Genomic DNA, 19,960 nt, shown 5'->3' with positions numbered 1-19,960 from the left:
GTCAAACGCCTTCTTCGTCGCGCAGCCGGTCGATGAGCTCGTTGCTGATGACCGCGCCGCGTGGCGGCAAGGGATGGATGCCATAGGCCGCGAGCGGTTCTTCGGCACTCGGCGGTGAAGATTCGGCTGCATCGCCAGGCAGGGTGAAGGCCCGGCGTGCCAGTTCGCTGATCACCTGACCCAGCGGTTTTTTTTCCCGGCGAGCCAATTCCTTGGCTGCGAAAAGTACGTCGTCGGCAATATCGAGCGTTGTGCGCATGGGAGGCACTCCATCTAGATTCTGATGTTTGATGCTAGTACACCAAACATCAGAATGACAAGACTCATGTGGAAATCATCGTTTCATGATTGGCCGTTGTGGAAGCCTTGGCGCAGCTCTGCCGCACACGCCCGGTGCGCGCGGTATATGCGATGCCCACGCTGCACAACCCGCTGGGCTGCGTGATGGATGAAGCCGCGCGACAGCGGCTGGTGGCCGTGGCCCGTGTCCACGACCTGCTGCTGATCGAGGGCGCCGCCTACGCTTTCCTCGTCGAGCAGCCTCCGCCGCCGCTGTTCCAACTGGCGCCCGAACGCACAATTTACGTCTCCAGCCTGTCCAAGAGCGTCGCCACCGGCCTGCGTTTCGGCTTCATCGCGGCGGCACCGGCCCACATCCGCGGCATCGAGCGCGCCATCCGCGCGACGACGTCGAATACCTCCTGCGTGGTGACTTCCATCGCTTGCGGCTGGATCGAGGACGGCACGGCTGCCCGCCTGGAAGTGCAAAAGCGCGAGGACGTCCATAACCGGCAGGCCATTGCCGCCGAGGTGCTGGCCGGGCTGCCGATGGTGCGCTATCCCGATTCCTACTTCGTATGGCTTCCACTCGGCCCTGACTGCCGTGCGGATCAGGTTGCGGCGATGCTGAACGAGCAAGGCATCGCGGTATCCACTGCAGAACCTTTTGCTACGACCCTCCACGTTCCCCGTGCGTTGCGGCTGGCGCTGGGATCGGTGGATGGTGGAGCGTTTGCAGTGGGCGCTAGAGCGGGTGAAGGAGGCGCTGGAGTGGGGGAGGGGTAAGGGATGGGGCTTACAGACTCGCTTGCAGGTCTGCTAATGTGACCATCAGCGTCATCGGGTCGAGCGGTGAGGGCTCGAATCCGATGCGTTCGTAGAAGTCCCTGGCCTCAATGGAGAGCGCATGCACCAGAATGCCTCGGATGCCAATGACGTCTGCCGCCTGGATCACACGGTGGCCCGCATCCCTGACCAGTGCGCGGCCCAGTCCTCGTCCCTGCCAGGACAGATCGACTGCCAACCTGCCCAGCACCACGACCGGAATGGGGTCAGGCATGTTGCGGCGGAAGCTGCCGGGGGCTGCGTCGTGAATTACTGCACTCGACGCCAGCGCGTAGTAGGTGAGCACGCGCCTGCCTTCACTGGCGACGAAGGTCCTGGAAGCCCGGTGGCCTGGTTCTTCAGGGCACGGCGTCTGAGCCATTGATCCAGGCTGTTCGTGCCACAGGTAAACGACTGGATGTCGTGGTGCGCAGCCAGTGGCTGTGGCGCGCAGAGCGTCATTCTTTCTCCCACGGGGCTGGCGTCTGCATGGTCTTGCGCAGGCGCTCATTGGGTTGTGGCGGCATGTCCAGCCGTGCCAGAAAGGCAGTGTAGGCTTGTGGGTCGGCGGAAATGAGGGCCCGATCCAGCAAGGCATCTTCGGCTGCTGCGCGAGCGGCCTCCAGCACGAAATCGGTACGGTTCTTGCCGCGGACCTTGGCGGCACGATCGATGAGGCTGCGTTCTTCCGGCTTGATGCGGATGTTCAGCGTTTCACGCCTGCCTGGTAGGACAGTCATTGGGGGCATAGCTCGATCTCCTATGAGCTCAAGAAGCATAGCACTGTGTACTGTCAGTGTCATTACGCGGCTGCCGTGGTGGGCTGAGGCGTAGCGCTGCCATTATCGTCGGATCATCTATCTACAATGTTGCGTGCGACTAGTCCGTCGCTACGATCATTGCATTGGCAGCCTGTACTGTTGTCTGGAAACGAAAAAACGTAATTGTATCAGAGCTCGTCACTGTACCCCCTTCTTCGTTAGAATTCTCAGGTTAGAGGGGCGCAAATATGACTGTTTTCACCATAGGATATGAGGGATTGGATATAGACGGGTTTATGTCGTTGCTTGCTGAGCACGGCATCGATACCGTCGTGGATATCCGCGAGTTACCTCTGTCGCGCAAGCCTGGGTTTTCAAAAAAATCGCTGGCTAGTGTGCTGAACATTTCTGGTCTTGAGTACATTCATATGGCTGATTTGGGTTGCCCGAAGCCTGTGCGTGACCGCTATCGTGCAGATGGTAATTGGAAGAACTACACTGAAGGTTTCCTGGAGCACCTCAAGTTGCAAGGTGCCGCTATTGTCGAACTGTCAGAGTTGGTGAGTTCGTCGAATTGTGCGCTGCTGTGCTACGAGGCCGATTTCAATTTTTGCCACCGTTCGATGGTGGCCAATGCTGTGCGCGATTACTGCGGTGCGGGTGTTGAACACATCAAGGCTGTAGACACTAGAATAACGAACCCTGCCTTGATTCCACTGGCTTTCGCTTAGGAGGATAAACCAGGCTGATGATTAACCACTGGTCTTGGAATCGGTGCTGATTGCCCATCAGGAACATCAAATCCTTGCTGGCGAGTTGTTGCTCCAGCTTAGAGCGGAACGGTGTTTCCCAGGCCGTCCCGTGGCTGCGGCGGCAGTTCCAAAACAATGCACCAGCCTCCCAGTCGACGATCTTGTGCTTGTGCTCCTTTTCGCCCTCCGGTGTGTCGCATACGTACCGATAGTAGAAATCGAACGGTACCTTGCGTAGCTCCGTCACTTGCCGCTTTGCCTCAGCTTCAGAGAAGAGGTTGCCCTGCATCTGTTCGCGCATCAGCTTCTCTTTTTCTTCTTTTGTCCAGTCTTTGTTCCGAGCCTTGGTGATTTCGAGGCTTAGCAGCCGCTTGGGGCGCAGCAGTGCAATCGATAATTGGTCGCTGAGCCGTCCAGATTCGATAGCATCGAAGTTGTCGAATATTGGGATCTTATCCAACCATTCCCAACGTGACGTCCACTCCTTCCGTGTGTCGATTACATCTCCACAGGTAATAGTGTCGACGTAGAGCTTGTGGCTCTCAGGTCTGTGATCCTTGTTGGTCTTCTCGATCCGGGCGTTGATCCACTGCCATTTTCTGAATTGCTGGCCTTCCTCAATCATTCGGAAAGGAACTGGATAAAGGCGCCGCATTGAGCCGTCTTGACTGATACCTGCAACACACGATGTTTCGACGTATTGGGCACTGGGCGAGGGGTACGTCTTCGCCAAAATCAGAATACGTTCCATTCGATCAAATGCCATTGGTTGTTTCCTCCAGTGGTTTCCGCGGCCGTAGCCTCTCAGGGTCAAAATAGCTGCTTGGCCTTGTTTCCGATGTTCGCTGACATTTCATTTTTTCCGTGATGATAAGCGTTGATCACAATGCTCTTTGTGTTGCAGGTTGACTTGATATGAGTTGATGCTAATGCTCATGGTCTTAGTGTGCGGCGCCTGGCACTGGCGATGGTGGAGTGATAAGGATAATAATGATGTTCTTAATATAGAGGGCGAGCTCTAGAATGAAGTGCAGCACCCTGTTCATGATAGGGTGGGTGGCGGCCTATTTTAAACAAACCAAGGTTCAGATAAAAAAGTCAATGCTGTGTATCTGTCCAGCGCTTCCGCATTGAATCTCTGATCGAAGTCTAGGACGCAATGGGGGCATACGCTGTCGCACCGCGCAGGACAATCGAGGCGACGGCGGGCATTCTCGAACAGGGTGGCAAGATCGCCGTCCTGAAGCCCTGAGGAGTAACCGGCGGCATAGCGATCGTAGATTAGGATGGAGCAGCAGGCGGAATGGTCGGGGGTCAGGGCCGGCTTGAAGTCGCAGCCCAGCTCGCTCGCCTGTACCCCGATCATCTCCGCGAGTTCGTCGCGCAGGGCGACGGCCAGAGTCTGGGCAACGGTCTTGTCGTTCATCCATAGCCCTGCCTCGTTTTGTAGCTGGATTTCTAGCATGTCGGACAGGGTCTCGTGGCCAAGCAGGGTGCCACGCTTGATCATCCATTCGTTGTGGCTGCCTTCGCATATGCCCTGGTGGTCGTCGGAGCAACGCAGTTTGTTATGCTGTGTCTGGAAGACCGAAGGGATGCCGCCGATCGGGTTGCCTGGGGGATCGCCCGGGGTCATGGGTTCTGCGCGGCCGCAAGAAAGGCACAGGGCATAGCCGGTACCGTTGATCCCACGGGAGTGGAAAAGGATGTGACCATCCGTACACATCCGATAGCGTCCGCGTCCGTTGAACAAGGGATGCCAGTCGCCGTGGGCGTTCACCCAGGGACGCTCCACAGGCACGAAGTGCTGGGAATTGATATCGTTGTTGGGTTCCTTGTGGAAGTCCACGGCGAATCCGGCCGGTACGAGGAACTCATTGCGGTCCTGGTCTTTGATTTTTTCGCCGCATTCCGTGCAGTGGCCAGCACTGTCGAAACTGAGGGTGGAGCCGCTTGCGCCGCATTTGCTGCAACGCCAGGCCCAGCGGAATTCCTGGATTTCCCGCACGTCTGTCTGGGCAGCGGGGATGTGCCAGTTCAGGGTCACCCCGCTGGAGCGGAACACGAGGCCGTCCATGACCACTTCGGCCCCGGGCGCGTATTCCCGCAGGGCCGTCTGCAGGTCACGGCTGGCGAGTTCGCGACGCTGGGAGACGTTGTCTTCTCGCCGGCCCTGCTCCCGCTGGCGCCGCTCGCGCAGAAATTGCCCGCGCGTGTAGTTGTCGAAGGATGCAATGTGAGTGGGGAATCCATATACCGGCAGGAAACCGCGGGTTGCCAGTTCGCGTAGCAGGTACTCGTCTTCCATGCGGGTGAGTTGCAGGGTGACCGCCCGGGATGCCGGGGACTCCCGGCCGCCAGCTATCAGACGGGCGAGTTCGGCGCTCAGGTTGCCATGTTCCAGCCGCCAAGCTCCGGCGATGGCCTCGATGGATCGGGCCGCATCCAAGGCAATCGCGTCGATTGGCCGGCTCTCGAGGCAAGTTTTGCGCTGAAGCATGCGCACACCGTCAACGACGGGCTGTTGGTCGGGGCGTGGAAGCTGGCGGCTCCAGTCTGCGAATCGCGCGGCGAGGGATGCGTCGTTGAGGAAGAACATGCCGCAGGTCAGGCGTGTCTGCTCCTGGCCGCTGCCCATGAGCACCTCCTGCATGAATGCGGCCAGCAGCAGAGAATGGATGTGCCGTTGGACGATGACGGGGCTATCCAGGGAGACGCGTGGCGCAGGCAGGAGGCTGTCGAAGGGCCAGCGTGTGTTGGAGAAGACCGTCTGGTCGTGGGGGTTCGACTTGCACAGGGTCATGGACAGGGAGCGGGGTTCCCGCCGCCGCCCGGCCCGTCCGGCCCGCTGCAGGTAGTTGGCCGGGTTTGGTGGCACGTTGTTCATGGCTACGATGCTGATACCGCCGATGTCGATCCCCATTTCCATGGTGGTCGAGCAGGACAGCAGATTGAGATCCCCACGTTTGAAGTCATCCTCATAGACCTTGAGCCTGCCGGAGGTCTGCTGGGCGGAATGTTCGGCCGCCGTGAAGTAAGGGGGCAGTTCGATAACCCGGTCGTTGAGATCGCCCCAGAATCCCTCTTCGCGCAAGGGAGTGAGGCTGTCCTGAGCCGCAAGCCAGTCCCGCCCTCGATGAACGCGGACGATGTCGTCCGGCGTGCCGCCGAAGGGTATGTCATAGAGGGGTAACGAAATGCGCTGGCACTGGGCACGCGCCGGAGACGCTGTGCGAGGCAGATAGGGGGTGACACCGCGCAAGGTGGTATCCAGGAACCGGCGCGTGACCGGACATTGCCAAGCCTCGGCCATAGGCAGGAAGGCCATGCCTTCGAGATGCAAGGTATAGCCGTTCGCATCCAAGGTCAGGACGTTCGAGGCGCTTGTGAGGGCATGCCAGGCATCGAGCAGGATGCCGTCCAGGATGTCCTCGTGATGGGGAACTTGGGGGTTGAGCTGGAGCACATGGGCCAGCAAGCGGATCACGGTACTGCGATCCCGGCTTCGGGACACCCGGGGCCAGTACCGTTGGTTAGGCGCGCTGGCGCCGGCATCCCGGTCTATGAGGTGGTTCAGGGTGAAGCGCTGGCCGAGCCAGTTTTTCCACGGCGGGGGGTACATCAGGGAGCCGCCGCCGCGCACGAACTGGTCCAGTACGATCTTCAGGAGCTGGCGCCATTCGTCGAGGGTGAAATCCGTATTTTGTGCGACGAACCTGGGCAGATCCTGGATTCGCGCCAGGCCGGGGTATACACCACCGCCACCAGGCCCATCGATTCGAGGTTGTTGAGACGCTTGGGCCGGCGGCCGAACTCCCGCATCAGGAACATACGGGCCAATTCCAGGACGCCTCCGCCGTCACCGAATACCTCCGGGACATTGCGGCGATAGGTTTCCACCATGCGATTGAAATCCTGGGATTGCTGGGACAGGCGCAGAGCAAGGGTATTGAAGTCGATCGGCCTGGGTTGGATGAGTTGGGTAAGCTTGGCGCGCTGCTTGGCAATCGTATCCGCCAGAGCCGGATTCTCGTCGACGAGGAATTCGAGCTGCTGAATCAGACTCCTGGTGGATTCGATCTCCGACTGATCCCCCTCTCGGCTGTGTTGCAGGGCGAGGTGGTATACCAACCCGCGAACACGATTGCGTTCCGCGTCCTGTTGAAGCTTGCCCGCCATGCGCGCCGTGCCCTGACGGCTGTCGTTGAAAGCCAGCAGCCGGCGGCCACGATAGGGGTGTTTGGCCGGGCTGTCGCTGTCCGGGGCGAATTCCAGCAGGCTGGGCAGCAGGTTGGTCACCATGAAGGGGGCGCCGAGTCGGAAGGGGATGAACAATGGCCGGGTCCGGTTGCTGGTCGCGCGGCAGTCCGGGCACGGCGGGGAGTTTCCGTGACTTTCGGCCACGATCACATCCAGGGCAGCTTCTGCCCCCGGGGTCACGATCCGCCGGGAGAGCTTGTCCACGCCGATCCGGGAGGTGCCGTGCAAGGGTTGGTTGCAGACCAGGAGCTTGAACTGCCGATTCGCTTCTTCCTGTTCCTCGTCGTCTCCACCGCTGTCCTGCTCGACGTCCAGTTCGAATTCGTCCAGCAGCGCCTGAGGCTGAAGATGAAGCAGATGCCCGTTCCGGTCTCCGGCCATCAGGTATACGTGTCCGCAGTCGTCGCAGAACGCCGCCTCGTACACGGGGCGCCGCAGGCGCAATGCTTCCTGGGTTCCAGATAGACACGACCGAAAGGCCAGTCCGCGTGATCGAGTTCCGTTCCCGGCTTATGCGTGCAGGCCGGGTCCGCGCAGGCCCAGATGCCGGAGACGGTCTGGTGGAAGAGGTGAGCGCGCAGGGGCGTGAACGTGTCGCCATCGTGGCGGCCCCCTCCTGTGTTGTCCTGGGTGCCGGAGATCAGATCGAGCCACGCCAGGGCTTCCTGTTGCTGGCCGAGTTCGTAGTGGTCCCTCCTGCCGAAGACGATTTCGCAGATCTCGGACAGGGTCGCCACACCAGATCGGTCCTTTGTCGGCGCGAAACGGTCTCGCAGACGGCGGGCCGTCTTGTTCTCGCACAGGGCGGAAAAGCGCGGCACGGAAACCAGCGCGCCGGGATCGATCGTCTGTAGCGCGTCCAGCCCAAGGGCGTTCTGCACCTCGATGGCGTCCAGGGAAGGGATGAGGCGCTCACCCGCTACGAGATGCACACGGCCGATGTCGGTGCCGGCGACGTCGGCAAGAAAGGCCCGCAGTTTCTGCCCTGCCTCGCCTTGAGGGCCGCCGATGGTGGCTGACGTGGCCACGAACCGTACGTTCTCGGGCTGCACGCCGAAGGCGTGCAGCACCCTGCGGATCAGCAGGGCCGCCTCGGCCGCCTGGGAGCCGATGTAGGTGTGGGCCTCGTCCAGCACCACCCATTCCAGCATCCCTTGTGAGCGGGCAAGGATCGGCGCGTCTCACACCCCGAACCAGCATGTATTCGAGCATGCTCGCGTTTGTAACCAGGATGGGCGGAGGTGAGGCCCGCAGGGTGTCACGGCTGAGTACCTCGCAGGGATTGGCGTTCTGGACGTCGCTGCGTACGGTTTCTGGAGTGTTGCCGTTGTAGAGGCAGAACCGGATGCCTCCCCCAAAAGCGTGAGTCCAGGCCCGCAGGCGTTCCCTCTGGCTATTGATGAGTGCGTTGAGCGGATACAGGAACAGTGCCCGTACGCCCACCAGGTTGCCGCCATGCTGGTCATGGAGGCGGGCCAGGTGATCCAGGAGCGGCACCATGAAGCATTCCGTCTTGCCGGAACCCGTGCCGCTGGACACCACCACGGACTGCGGGACCGGGCTGTGCAGGTGTTCCCACGCCGCAAGCTGGTGGGTATAGGGCCGCCGGCTGCGCTGGAAGCGGTATGTGTCGGCAAGGTCTGCCGGGGGATTGTCCAGGGCGTGGACCAGGCTTTCGTGGAGGAGCCCGCCGGCCAGATCCCCAAGGCTCGCGTCCGCCGTACGCCAGCCGAATACGGCTTCGAAGACGGGGTCCGCCAGCAGTGCGCCATCGTTTCCGTAGGGTTGCCCAAACAGATCCTTGAGGTGACGCCTGAGGGGCGGACTGTCGAAGCCGAGCCGCTGAATGGCAGCCAGAGAGCTGCGGTGGGCGAGGGTCGGAAAGATGTATTTGAATTGCATCATGGGATTTTGAAAAGGCAGCTTGCGAGCGTGTAACTGTAGGCCGTCTCGAACCAGTCGGGATCGAAGTGTTTCACCGTGCGCAGAAGGTGGATTTCGTGAGGTGCGTCGAACCATTGCTCGGTCTGGTTCCACGGCCGTCTGCACGGCCACAATGATGGGAAGGTTGACCACGCCGAGGTGATGCCGCAGGGCCGTGTCCATCAGGAACGGTTGTAGCGTGGGGTTGCGGCGGGCACGCTTCAGGATGGCGTCGAATCCGTCGGGCCACTGACCTGCGGACTGGCGCGTGATGAGCGCCTGGTAAGCCGCTCCCAGGAGCGTGTCGCGGACTCTGCCTATTTGGCGCAGTCTGGCAAGCTCGTTCTCCAAACCAAGCAGAATGCCACTGCTGGCGATGCCGAGTTGATAGGCCAGGGCATTGTGCCGAGCGAGCAACTCGTCCATGCGGGATCTGATGTGGACCGGGAAGACCGCTTCGCCGGTATCGGGAGGCAGCATGGCCAGGATATGGCGTCGGCTTTCCTGAATGGCATCGCGCCAGACTTGTGTCGGGATGGTCTCCCAGGCGAACGGCAGTTCCTGGTCGAAGCGGAAGCGGAAACCTTCGTCCAGGCTGCCGAGCCGGAGCGCCATCGCGGCCATGGCCGAAGACGACCTGGCGAACCGCTTCCACATATCCAGATTGGACAGGGGGAGATGTCCAGCATGGCTGGCCAGGCGTTCGACGTCTGCCCAGGCTGGGTCGCCGAAATCCCTCGCCATGCCCGCAAGCACTTCGTCCAATGCCCTGGCGCGCATATCCGGGCTGGCGTGCCCGATGGCACGAGCCCACGGGCTGTCTGTCGTGACCTTGCCAGGGACCGGCCAGAGCGTCGGGCGAAACGCCAGGCGGGAGCCCTTCCCCGGATAGACAAGCCATGCGCCGGGCTCCCGGCTCTGCTGGCCGAACCGCCATGACCAAGACACATTCTCGGTGGGCAGGACATCGGCCTCGCTGGCTGGATCCTGCAACCGAATCGCCATGACCACCGCGCTGTCAGCGTGTTCGGCATCTTCTGGGCCAAGGGAAAGTGCATCGTCCCCCCGGTTCAGCACGGCGCCGTAGCGGTGGATGGTCAGCAGGAAGGGTTCGGCATCGCCAACCTGCAACTTGAAGCGCACCTTGGCGTCCGTCTCGTCGTCGATGGACAACAGGTGTGCAATTTCGGTCGCATAGTCTTGTAGGCGAATGGTGAGTTGATGGCTGCCGGGCTGCGGATGGAGTTTCACTTGCCGGCCGTGACGTTCGTCCCTCACGTACAAGGAAAGATGGATGGGCAGATCGTTTGGCGGCGAGACCACCATGAGGCGTATACCGGCAAGGTCCTGGGCGCAGAGCCTGTTCCGGGTCCGGAGTTCGACGCCGTCGGCAGCGAAGGCCCGAACCCCGAGAGCCGGGAAAGGCAGGCGAACCCGGGCTGTCATGCGGTTATCAGGCCACAGAGCCTCGATCTCCACGGTTTCCGGCGTTGTCTTCCCCTCCGGCACGGCAAAGGCAAGCACCAGATCCTCGCCATTGCTACTGCATGATAACGTTGCTGATTCACCAAGGAGCCGGGCACCAGATATCCCCCATTGCTTCAGGATGATTTCGCCGTGGCGGGCACTGCGGGGCACGAGAACGTGCCCCGCACTCCTGGGAAGCAGTAGTGCGCGGGCGCGCAAGACGGTCTCGCCGTGTTGGGAAACGATGGCGGTGAGAGGACCGCATGGGGTTTCGGCGGGGCGACCGTTGCATAGCCACTGGACGGGGAGCAGGGACGGCAGCAAATGGCCGTCGGAGGTGACGCTGTTCAGGGCCGGTTTGCCAAAGAAGGCGGCTGAGGGAGAGAGGAAATCCAACCAGTAGTGGGTGCCGGTAAGCGTGAAGGCCAGAGCATCGGACTCGGCCTGACCGGTCTTCAGCGTGAAGATCCCGCCATCGGCGTCGACAAGCCTTGCCTGTCCGACACAGCGCAGAATCGCCCGGCTCTGCCCCGCAAGGCTTCCGAGAAGATCGATTTGGCCGCCATCGACGGGGTGCCATGTCCAGGATTCCGGCACACACGCAAGAACCGATGCAATGGACGTGCGGCCTGCCCCTTGGCGAATGAAAGTGGGATACGAGTCCGTATCCGCGAAGAGCCAGGGCATGTTTTCGTCCAGTGCCTCTCCCCGTGGCGCGATGGCGGACCAAGTGCGCCCGTCGGCAGCGTTCCACGTCAGGCGGTGCACGTTTGAGGCATCCGCGCCGGACCAGGAGAACTGGCCCGTGTAGGGTCGGTAGGCAGATGTTGCCCCGGCCACCTTGCGCACCGCAGCACGGCGGGTCATACCACCGGCACTGGCAGCGCATTCCGACACGCCATCCGGCAGCTCCGACTGATCCACGGCGAACAGTGCGCTCATGGCGGCAGCGGGCAAGGCATCTCCGAGTTCCATGCGGGAGTAAAACCCCCAGTCTCCTGATGCGCCTCGTTCAAGATAACGGGACACGGACAGGATCATCGCTGGACGCGCGAACCGTGCGTCGGCCACATTCCGGATCAGGGTTTCCAGGAGGGATTGAGCGACAGCGTCCTCCATGGGCAGGGGGAATCTGGTGCGCCAGTCGGGCACGACTTGGTCAAGGTGTTCGATGGCTTCCGTGCTGTTGGTGAGACGGGCTTCGTGCTTGAGGGAGAGCACAGTGGCGGCTACGCCCGCCAGGAGGGTGAAGATCTCGTCCCTGCGATAGGACTGAGGCAGGTCGCCGGCCTGGGCCACGATCCAGGTTTTGATTTCGTTGACATTGACCAAGGTGTTCCGGGACTGCCAAAGCACTTTGCTCAGGAGTCGTTTCAGCCATCCGCCGCCCGTTTTGGAGGCATCCAGCAAGCGCGTCGGCAGGCCGCCCTGGACGGCGATGCTTCCTAGATAATGCAGGCCACCTTCCTGTAGGCGCTGACCCCAGTCCTGAAGGCCGGTCACTACGCATGCGCTGCGCCGTGAGGGTGCCCAGGTGGAGGATAGCCCGAGTTCGGACAGGATAGGCTCCCATGACCAGTTGCTGCCGGCGAAGCACCGCCGCCACCACTCTGTTGCGAACAACACGAAAAGGGCGGGATAGCCAGGGACGAGGGAAGGGTCGCGGCAGGCATATTCCTTGAGTGCCGAGCGGATGCGCGCGAACTCCTCGTCGTCGATACGGTACTGGTAGAGGGGCTGACCGTTCTGGCTTGCCAATCCACGCCGGGAGAGCAACTGCATGCGGAGGGCGGCCAGCGGGGATGGGGGGCGGCTGGTCATAGAGAGGTCAACGCGCGAAACGGCTCACGATCTCGCTGGAGAGCGCCTTTAAAGGAGGCAGGCTTCTGAGGTGGGATAGTTCGTTACGGGCGTTCTTGATGGCTTTGACTCGCGCGCTCACGATCCCGGATCTGGAAAGCAGGTAGTCGACTTCACCGAGTTCCAGATCGTCCGGAGATTGGATCCATTCTTCGTAGAGGTTCTTCCATGGCAGGCAAGCGCGCAGAATGTCCCGGTAGGCGTCCACGATCTCCTGGCGACGCATCTCCAGGATCGGCATGAGGACGGAGGCTTGTCCGGACCAGACGCGGGACGCCAGGTCCAGACTGTCCCCTCGGATTGCCGCAAGACCGCTATGGACGCGGACGGCTCCATCGCAGGTCTTGAGCCCCCCGTTCGTCCAGTCTGGCGTTGTTTCGGGTGACCAGTCCAGCTCGCTGGCATAGTCCATGAGGACGGGGTCGGGCTGGAACAGGCGTTCCATGGGTTCGTCCAGCAGGCGGTCAAGCAGGCCGAAATCCCAGATGGCCAAGTGGGAGCAGGTTTGCCCGACGAGTTGGGACTTGATTCCGGAGCCGCAAGTCATGCGTGCCCGGTGCATGGCGACCAGCAGGAGGTCGATGAAGTCGAGATGAGCGTCCGCATCCAGAACCTCGATACCCACCTTTCTCCCCACTGCGCAGGTCAAGGCCCCTTCTTCGAGAAGCAGCAGCAGACGGGGCGACAATCGACCCGGGTGGGTTCGCCGCAACGTGGCAACTTCGTCCAGAAACTTCAGCCAAGGCGTAGTCCGGGCCACGTCCGTAAGCCGTAGCCAGAAAACCGTCCCTTCCAAACCAGGCTTATCCAGTAGGCAGGCCGTACTGATCTCCACGCTCAACTCAGGATCGTCGGGGTCCAGTGCTGACATGAGCCGGCGCGCCGGCGAATGCTCGTCGGGGTCGATGCGTTTGAGCATTTCTCCGCTTTCGCGGGCAGCAGTTCGCACCCTGGATTCGAGGCCGGCAGGGAAAAGCCTGGGAATGCGCACCACGACGGACGACCCTTCGCACAGCTTGCTTACCACGGCCTCGACCAAAGCCGTGAGTCCTGGTGTGAGCCATTCGTTCATTCCTCTTCAGCCTTCTCGAGAAGGGCTACGACGAAGGGGGAAACCTTCCAGCTATCGTTGCCAACTGGATAGGCGAGATGCATCAGCCGCGCCCATTCGAGAAAGTCCTCGCCAAGGGGGCCGTCCGGCAGTTCTGTCCGCAAAGCCTCGACGATGATCGGTTGCTGTTCGCCAGAGAAGGCGGCGAGGACATTGAGGCCAGTGATGGCATCGTCGGTGACGACCCCAAGCCCGTCGAGGATGGCTCTGGCCTTGTCCTTGGCCAGCATGCTCTCCTCAAAGGTCTTGCAGCGTTCGACAAGCTTGCTGCTTACATCCAAGTCTGCACTTAGGAAGCGAAGCAGGCCGTGGCGGCCGTCCGTCGCCCGCAGGACAGCTTCACGGCTGGTGCGATCCGATGGCATCTGGATGTCGTCCAGCCAGGTCTTGAGGAAGGCATCGGCCCACGGGGCCAGGACGAGGGTTTCTGTGGGTGCCAAATCCTTGAGGTGGTTGCTGCTGAGGAATCCCCAGAGCTTCTTGCCGTCCGCCGCGAAGACGACCTTCACATGGCTGGTAGTGGAAACCCGGGAATCAAGTTGTGATTTCGCAATGCCCACCCATTCCAAGGTCCAATCCTTATCCTCGCCGACCACGAGAAGGTGAGCCCCCTGTCTGGCTTTACTGCGGATGTTGCCGATTTCATTCTCCAAGTCTTTGAGTGTCTTGCCTTTGAAGGCAACGACCTTGGCCCCGAGTTGGCGGCGCTCAATGGCGGGGAAAACTTCGGAAAGACCGTTCAGCGGCGGGCCGCAGACAATGCGAATGCCGTTCGTCTCATCCAGCAGTTCCTGTTCCTGGCTGACGGTCAGCGGGCTGCGTTGTGGGTCGCGCACCGTGTCTTTGATCGGGTTGCGGGAGGTCGTGCGGTCAAAACCGGAGGGCACCTCCTGAGTATTGGAAATGCTGAGCATGCGGTCCTCAACCTCTTCGAGGCTGCCGAGCAGATGCAGGACATTGGGGTTGCGGAAGGTATAGCCACCCTCGCGAGTATTGCGTAACACACCAAGGCCGATCAGTTCGTTCGCCAGGGTTTCGAACTCGATCTGTGTAATGCCCCGGAAGCCGGCGGGCCACCAACTGGCAACCCCTTCGAACATGTTCTTGATCGGGGCACCGTCCGATGCCGTGATGTGACCGCTGAGGTGCTCGGCGGCGAGCCAGTTGGCGATCAATCCGTAGCGCGGATCCAAGTCCAGGGTCATGTTGAAGTAGTACCGGATTTCGCCGCGCAGGTCAGTGCCTTCGTATACGCTCGCCACCATCCGATCGGTAATGATGCGGGGAAAGCGAGTGTCGCTGGACTGGCGCGCCCGGGCCAGGAGCTTGCCGCAGAAATGGTTGATGAGCACGGGATAGTAGTTGGCTACTGCGAGAATGCGCATGATCAGTGCGTCGCTGTCGAACCTGTAACCCAGTGCCGCGAAGGGGCCGCGGACCAGTTCGAAGGCGGAGGACGACTCCCCGTTGGCGTACAACGGCCCGATTTCCACCGCCCCGAGATGTACCAGGGGGTTGTTGGGCGCAAAAGTCGAGCGAAGCACGTTGTGCAAGCCCACGAACACGCACTTGAACGCGCCGTCGGTCTTTTCCATGAGCCGCTTGAGCTGGCGGGTGACCGGGTAGTCCTTGGCTGCATCCTCCCGGAGGAAGTCATCCGTCTCGTCCAAGAGCAGGAGCATGCGCCTGTCCGGCCTGCGTTCAATCCAAGCCTGGATTTCGCCCATAAGATGTGTCACTTGCCTGTGGTCGCCGGGCTTGAATTTCATCCAATCGGTCTGGGCCACGTTGAGTGGACCGAGTTCCTGGATGATCAGGACAAAGAGGTGCTCTGGCGGCAACGAGCGTCCGACGCCAGCGCCGAGGACGTCGATCCATTTGACGATATGTCCGGCCTCCGGATCGTGGACCTGGCGCTCGATCTCCTTGATGAGGGCAGTCTTGCCGAGCTGACGGCCGCCATAGACCGTAGCCTTGCCGCGGGGATTCACGATGAGATCGTGTTCCAGGGTCCGTCCGAAGAACATTTCCGGTGGCACAATGCCGCTTTTGGTGCTCTTGTACGGGTCCGAATTCGTATAAGGCAAAGCAGCGGAAAAGAATGCGCGTAACCGACCCTGGGGATGCAGGGCGAGGTGGTAGAGCATGACTTCGTCAAGAGCCAGCCAGGAATATCGGTTCTTCTTATTCAACAGATACAGCTCTTCGCGGCCCTCGTCGCTGAGTGGGCGCATGAACAGGATCAGCGTGGGCAGGACGGAGCCCGGTTTAGGCTGTGGAATGTCCGTCGGCTCGAGTTCGCCCTGTTTGGCAAACAGGCAGATCACCCGGTAGCGGCCCTTGCTGTCCGAACCGAACTCGGGGATGGGGCAAATCCGACGATCTGCAATGGGATCGACGGAAAGCGTGAACTCGATGCTCGAATCCTTGCTGGTTTCGTTCCGGATAGGGGGTGTCCAGCAACTTGAATCCGATTCGGGTCAGCAGGCGGCGGAAGGGCTCGATCTCGCGTTTGGCGTTCCGGCCGAGGCGCTTGACCGCATCCCAGGCATCCAGCAGTTCGACTGCACTCTTCTGGGTCTCCGGGTTGAACTCAGCCTTGGAGAGGGAACCGGGTAGTTTGCCGTCGCGGAGATTCTCGGAGAAATGCTCCAGATGCGGCCTCACCCTGCGTAGGAATTGCTGGAATTCCACGCCGGGTACTTCCTGATCGCTGCCGCTCGGTGGCTCCGCGCCGCGTCTCAGGTGGTCGATGTACTCCTCTGCCGCCAGCAGATCGCCTTTGTTCAGCAGGTTCTCAAGGGTTGCTGCATGAGCAGAGTCTTCCGGGAGGCGCAGGGGCACGATGCTGTCGCGGATTGATTTCACGCGGGTGTTGGACGAAGACTGGAGGGCACACTCGATCTCCTCCAATCCGTTGCGCACGATGTCTGCTCGCTTGGAAGCATCAATGTCCTGACCGATATCGGCCATGCGGGCCACCAGTTGCTCACGCTCGCTGTCGCTGAGAGATCCGGAGCGGAAACTGGATTCGATCCTGAGCTCAAGTCTCTCATGCTGGGTACGCAGCGCCATGCGTGCTTCAGCAAGCCTTTCCAGTGATTGGAGGCACAGTGGGTGATCCGCCGCGAGCAGTTCGGCTAGATGCTCAGCACCGAAAAAATCGCCCTCACCCATGAGCCGTTCAATGCTTTCTTCAACGGATTGCGGTTTGCCGAAGGCGTCCATGTCGACGGCGGGCGTCTCCAGTTCCAGCGCATCGCTCAAGTGGTAAGAAGGGATTCTGAGGACGTCCAGGTTCAGGGCCAAGCGCGGGAGCTTTTCCGTGAGGTTTTGGCTGTCGTTCGGATTGAAAAGTCCGTACAGCGATTCCACGGCCTTACGCAGACAATTCGCCGCTGCACGCATGGAAAGCTCGTCCGAGCCTCCGGCACGGTCGATTTCAGCGAAAACTGCCTGCTTGTGGGACTCAAGGAACTGGTCCAGTTCGCCGATCAGACGTTCGCTGTAGTCATTCAAGCGCCTTGGTGCATCCAGTTCGGTCCAGCGTAGCGCCAGATTGGCGGCCTCCGCACAGCGTCGGCGGATGGAGTTGAGGGCAGCGTAATCGATATTCCCGAAGCGTGAAGTGCTCCCGAACCGAGCGCCGCGCAGTTGCTTGTCGGTTTCCTGGACGTGGGCTTCGACCTGATCGGGATCCGTGAGGAAAGCGATCAATTCCTTCCACTCCGCCTTGCCAGACAACCCCGTCGTCATGTCCGCGACCGGCTTGAGCAGTCTGCAAACCACTCCGTCCGTTGCCGTTACCCAGCGGTGCCACACACTGGTGGCGGCCTGGTACGGCATTTTGCTGTGTGCGTTGTCTTCGAGCCAGTTCCTGACCTCGCCGGCCAGCATGGCACGGCGCTGTGCGATGTCCTTGATGGCCTGTTGCTTGCGAAAAGAATCCGGCCCCAGGATGACGCCGTGCATCTGCGGGGCGTCGTGGGCGATGCGCTGTGCGATGGCGTGCAGGGTTTCCCAGCCGGGGCCGAGGGAAAGGTCGCGGGTCAGCAGTGAAGATACCCCCGATCCTGGGGCAATCAGGCCCGATCGGATGGCACTGGATACGACAAGCAGGTTGCAGGCGTAGTAATCCTGCTCAGGAACGCCCGTCAGACATTTTGCCAGATCGTACTCACCGACAACCTGTTCCAGTGCGCGGGCCATCTGACCATGGGGATAAACGAGACCTTGTCCGTAAACCACGAGATCCATCAAGGTGCATTCCGGGGTGCCGGACCGGGGGGATGCCTGGCTGAGCTGTCTTGCGATGCCGTACAGCCCATCCAGAATCAATGACCAGAATACGTCGCGCAGGGATGCCTCCCTGGCCTCGTTTACCTTGGCGACTGTGCCGGGAGGCAGTACAGGGCGGAGTGCTGACACTTCGGAAGCGCCGGTCTCGACGTTTTCGGCCTCGTGCTCGACCTGTAGGGATTCGGCTTCGTCCACGGCAGGTTCGACAGGCATTACCGGCCCGGTTTGTTCGGCTGGCGGGATGGGTTCGGAAGGTGCTGCAGTCTCGAATGGCTCCACATGAACACGCTGGGTCTCAGGAATAGTCACGGCCGGTTCAGCGGAAACAGGGGCCTCTTGCGATGCAGGTTGATCGGAGACCTCGTTCACAACATCCGTCGTGGCGGGGAGCGAAGCCTGGCCGTCATCTCGACCTGCAGAATCGGCTTGGGTGGTACTGGATATGAAGGTCTCGATGTAGTCGGCGACCGGCACGAGGCGAGGCTGGGAGCAATAGTCGTAGAAGCGTTCCACGGCATCCTGGTGCCGGGCCGTATAGGTATCCCATAGGGAGATCATTCGGAATGCCTCATCCTCATTCTCCTCGAACGGATACAAGGCTTCCAACAGGGCGTTGCCGGCCTGGATAAGCTCCTCCATCAGGCGGTTGCGCTCCGCCTCCAGATCGTTGAGTGCTTGGCGGGCAGCGGCCCTCTCGAAAAGAGGTAACGACTGCAGTTGGCTGGAAGCAGACTGGACTGCTTCGACCTTGGCCTGGTAGGCAGCGCTGGTCTCGACAAAGGCATCGGCACCCGTGTTACAAGTACCACCCTGCCCGCTGAACAGCAGGTAGTCCGCGTCGATCCGGGCCGTGCAAGATGTGAAGACCCTGGCATTCCATTTCGTCAGGCAAGTACCCAACTCGGTACGCAGCGGGTGAAAGCTGTCTGACGGTTCGTCAGCCTTGAGCAGGTAGAAAACGGCGGTGTACAGCTTCACAAGAAGCGGAAGCGCTTCACAACCCGATGGCAGGGCCTTGAGCTTGTCCACGATACGATCGATACCGCCGATCAGGACGGGATCAGGGGACTGCAAATCGTAAATCCTGCTGGCGACGATCAGCGCGGCCGTTTTCAGATCTTCAAAGGTGCTGAGTTCGCCAATCAGACTATCGAATTCGGATGAGCAGATCGGGCCAGCATCAGCTCTCTCCTGGACGCTCGTGGCGAGTTTCGCGAGGGCTCTGTTGTCAATGGTTCGCGCGGGAATTTCCAGGGGTTCGCCCGGACAATCTTCCGTCTCAGACACTTCCATACTCACGTAGTACGGCCCGAGACCCGGGCATCGTTCGACCGCCAAGTCCATCAGGCAGGGCGCACCCAGGGAGGAAGCCAAGGCAAACACTGCTTCGCTGAGCAATAGTCGCTGCTCGTCAGGCAATGCGTCCCAATTCAGGAAATCGTCGGTGAATTCGTGCCAGACATTGACGTAGGACGAGTATGACCGGTAGTAAAAGTCCTTGGACTCCGCATCACGGCCGATGGGGCACTCCTCCAGAACGATGACGAGTTCTTCTATGGGCACGCCGTCTGCTTCAAGTGCTTCTATTTCATCGCCCGTCAAAGGTCTGCATGAGGCGAACAGGTCATTCCGGTAACGTGCAAGCAGGGAATGGAGCAGGGAGGAACGGAAGGATTGGAATGGGAATTGAGGATGCTGGGGGGTCTTCTTGAAGTTTTCTTCAGCTTTCCAGAAGAAAAGCAGCCTTTGGGATTGCTTGACGAATGGTGCAATCAGTAACTCGTCATCGGAAAGATTGTCGGTCTTGGTGCTGTGCTTTTTGTTGCCCCCCTTCATCCAGCGGAGTGCCCGTTTCCGATCATCGCGGTTGAGCAGGCCGGTGATCCTGTGCAGGGGAATGGGCTGACCCTTGCCTGGGGAGTGAATCAGGGAATCAGGTAGCTTGGAAGCAAAGTCATAACGTGACTGATAGCCATCAGAGCGTTCGTGTGCTTCATTGGCTGAGATTATTCGTAACATGATTATTTGAGTTTTATTTATTTTAACTATGTTTAATGAATTTTTCAGGCGTAAATCATTCTTTATTTATTCACTGTTCCGTTTTCGGTTGTACCTGTTCTGGATCAGGACGTGTTTAGCTTGCAACGTATGCTCCGGGTGTGTCAGGCGATAGAGTGTGCATGTCAGGATTGTTCTACTGCTCGGTTAGCATGTCATGGTTGAAGTATGCGAGGCCGAGAGGTTTAGGTCATGAGAATGTTGTGGGTTTGTGAGGAATGGTTCTCGTGAGAGGGAAAAATAAAGCACTATGTCCGCTATATCCTTCACCTCTTCCCACTTTTTGCACGATTTTGCGCTGGCCCCCAGGCTCCTTGATTTGTAGAATCGCCCCTTCCCTCGCGCCTGCGCTGCAGTCGCAGTAC

At 60.3% G+C, this 19,960-nt stretch carries 13 protein-coding genes; 2 read left to right on the top strand and 11 right to left on the bottom strand.

The features are described from left to right. Window position 1: 1 nt before the first annotated feature. A complete protein-coding gene (locus AAFL97_RS20350; protein ID WP_341646478.1) occupies window positions 2-259 on the bottom strand; it encodes a hypothetical protein in 258 nt (85 codons plus the stop codon). Between the two features lie 98 nt (window positions 260-357). Here AAFL97_RS20350 and AAFL97_RS20345 point away from each other — a divergent pair, with 98 nt between their 5' ends. Then, complete coding sequence (locus tag AAFL97_RS20345; protein WP_341647212.1) at window positions 358-1,065, top strand: aminotransferase class I/II-fold pyridoxal phosphate-dependent enzyme; 708 nt, start codon at window positions 358-360, stop codon at window positions 1,063-1,065. A gap of 10 nt (window positions 1,066-1,075) precedes the next feature. Here the strand turns inward: AAFL97_RS20345 and AAFL97_RS20340 are convergent, their stop codons facing one another. Together AAFL97_RS20340 and AAFL97_RS20335 are read right to left on the bottom strand one after the other, a co-directional pair. Then, window positions 1,076-1,411, bottom strand: coding sequence for a GNAT family N-acetyltransferase (locus AAFL97_RS20340; RefSeq protein ID WP_341646477.1), 336 nt, complete (start codon window positions 1,409-1,411; stop codon window positions 1,076-1,078). A 151-nt stretch (window positions 1,412-1,562) separates the two neighbouring features. After that, window positions 1,563-1,853: a type II toxin-antitoxin system TacA family antitoxin gene (locus AAFL97_RS20335; protein WP_341646476.1), complete on the bottom strand. Its 291-nt coding sequence runs from the start codon at window positions 1,851-1,853 to the stop codon at window positions 1,563-1,565. 260 nt (window positions 1,854-2,113) lie between these two features. Between AAFL97_RS20335 and AAFL97_RS20330 the strand changes: the two genes are divergently transcribed. Continuing rightward, window positions 2,114-2,596 carry a DUF488 domain-containing protein gene (locus AAFL97_RS20330; RefSeq protein WP_341646475.1) on the top strand — a complete coding sequence of 161 codons (483 nt, stop codon included), beginning with the start codon at window positions 2,114-2,116 and terminating at the stop codon, window positions 2,594-2,596. Here AAFL97_RS20330 and AAFL97_RS20325 read toward each other — a convergent pair. The 8 genes from AAFL97_RS20325 to AAFL97_RS20290 all read right to left on the bottom strand — a co-directional run bounded on the left by AAFL97_RS20325 (window position 2,553) and on the right by AAFL97_RS20290 (window position 19,556). Continuing rightward, window positions 2,553-3,383, bottom strand: a complete 831-nt coding sequence (locus AAFL97_RS20325; protein ID WP_341646474.1) for a hypothetical protein — start codon at window positions 3,381-3,383, stop codon at window positions 2,553-2,555. The genes AAFL97_RS20330 and AAFL97_RS20325 overlap by 44 nt on opposite strands. A gap of 303 nt (window positions 3,384-3,686) precedes the next feature. Next, complete coding sequence (locus AAFL97_RS20320) at window positions 3,687-6,104, bottom strand: helicase-related protein (RefSeq protein WP_341646473.1); 2,418 nt, start codon at window positions 6,102-6,104, stop codon at window positions 3,687-3,689. Window positions 6,105-6,280: 176 nt separating this feature from the next. Then, window positions 6,281-7,258: a hypothetical protein gene (locus AAFL97_RS20315; RefSeq protein WP_341646472.1), complete on the bottom strand. Its 978-nt coding sequence runs from the start codon at window positions 7,256-7,258 to the stop codon at window positions 6,281-6,283. Further along, entirely contained in the window at window positions 7,258-7,758 is a 501-nt protein-coding gene (locus tag AAFL97_RS20310) for a hypothetical protein (RefSeq protein WP_341646471.1), read from the bottom strand. The genes AAFL97_RS20315 and AAFL97_RS20310 overlap by 1 nt, the downstream gene beginning before the upstream one ends. Window positions 7,759-7,789: 31 nt before the next feature. After that, on the bottom strand, window positions 7,790-12,049 hold the full coding sequence (locus AAFL97_RS20305; protein WP_341646470.1) for an STY4851/ECs_5259 family protein: 4,260 nt from the start codon (window positions 12,047-12,049) through the stop codon (window positions 7,790-7,792). 46 nt (window positions 12,050-12,095) lie between these two features. Beyond that, complete coding sequence (locus tag AAFL97_RS20300; RefSeq protein ID WP_341646469.1) at window positions 12,096-13,199, bottom strand: hypothetical protein; 1,104 nt, start codon at window positions 13,197-13,199, stop codon at window positions 12,096-12,098. Next, complete coding sequence (locus AAFL97_RS20295) at window positions 13,196-15,565, bottom strand: hypothetical protein (protein WP_341646468.1); 2,370 nt, start codon at window positions 15,563-15,565, stop codon at window positions 13,196-13,198. The genes AAFL97_RS20300 and AAFL97_RS20295 overlap by 4 nt, the downstream gene beginning before the upstream one ends. Next, complete coding sequence (locus AAFL97_RS20290; RefSeq protein ID WP_341646467.1) at window positions 15,507-19,556, bottom strand: hypothetical protein; 4,050 nt, start codon at window positions 19,554-19,556, stop codon at window positions 15,507-15,509. Before AAFL97_RS20290 ends, AAFL97_RS20295 begins: the two co-directional genes overlap by 59 nt. Between the last annotated feature and the right edge of the window lie 404 nt (window positions 19,557-19,960).

Origin of the sequence: Thauera sp. SDU_THAU2 (assembly GCF_038260575.1) — a bacterium.
Lineage (GTDB): Bacteria > Pseudomonadota > Gammaproteobacteria > Burkholderiales > Rhodocyclaceae > Thauera.
This window is presented reverse-complemented; position numbering and strand designations above follow the sequence as displayed.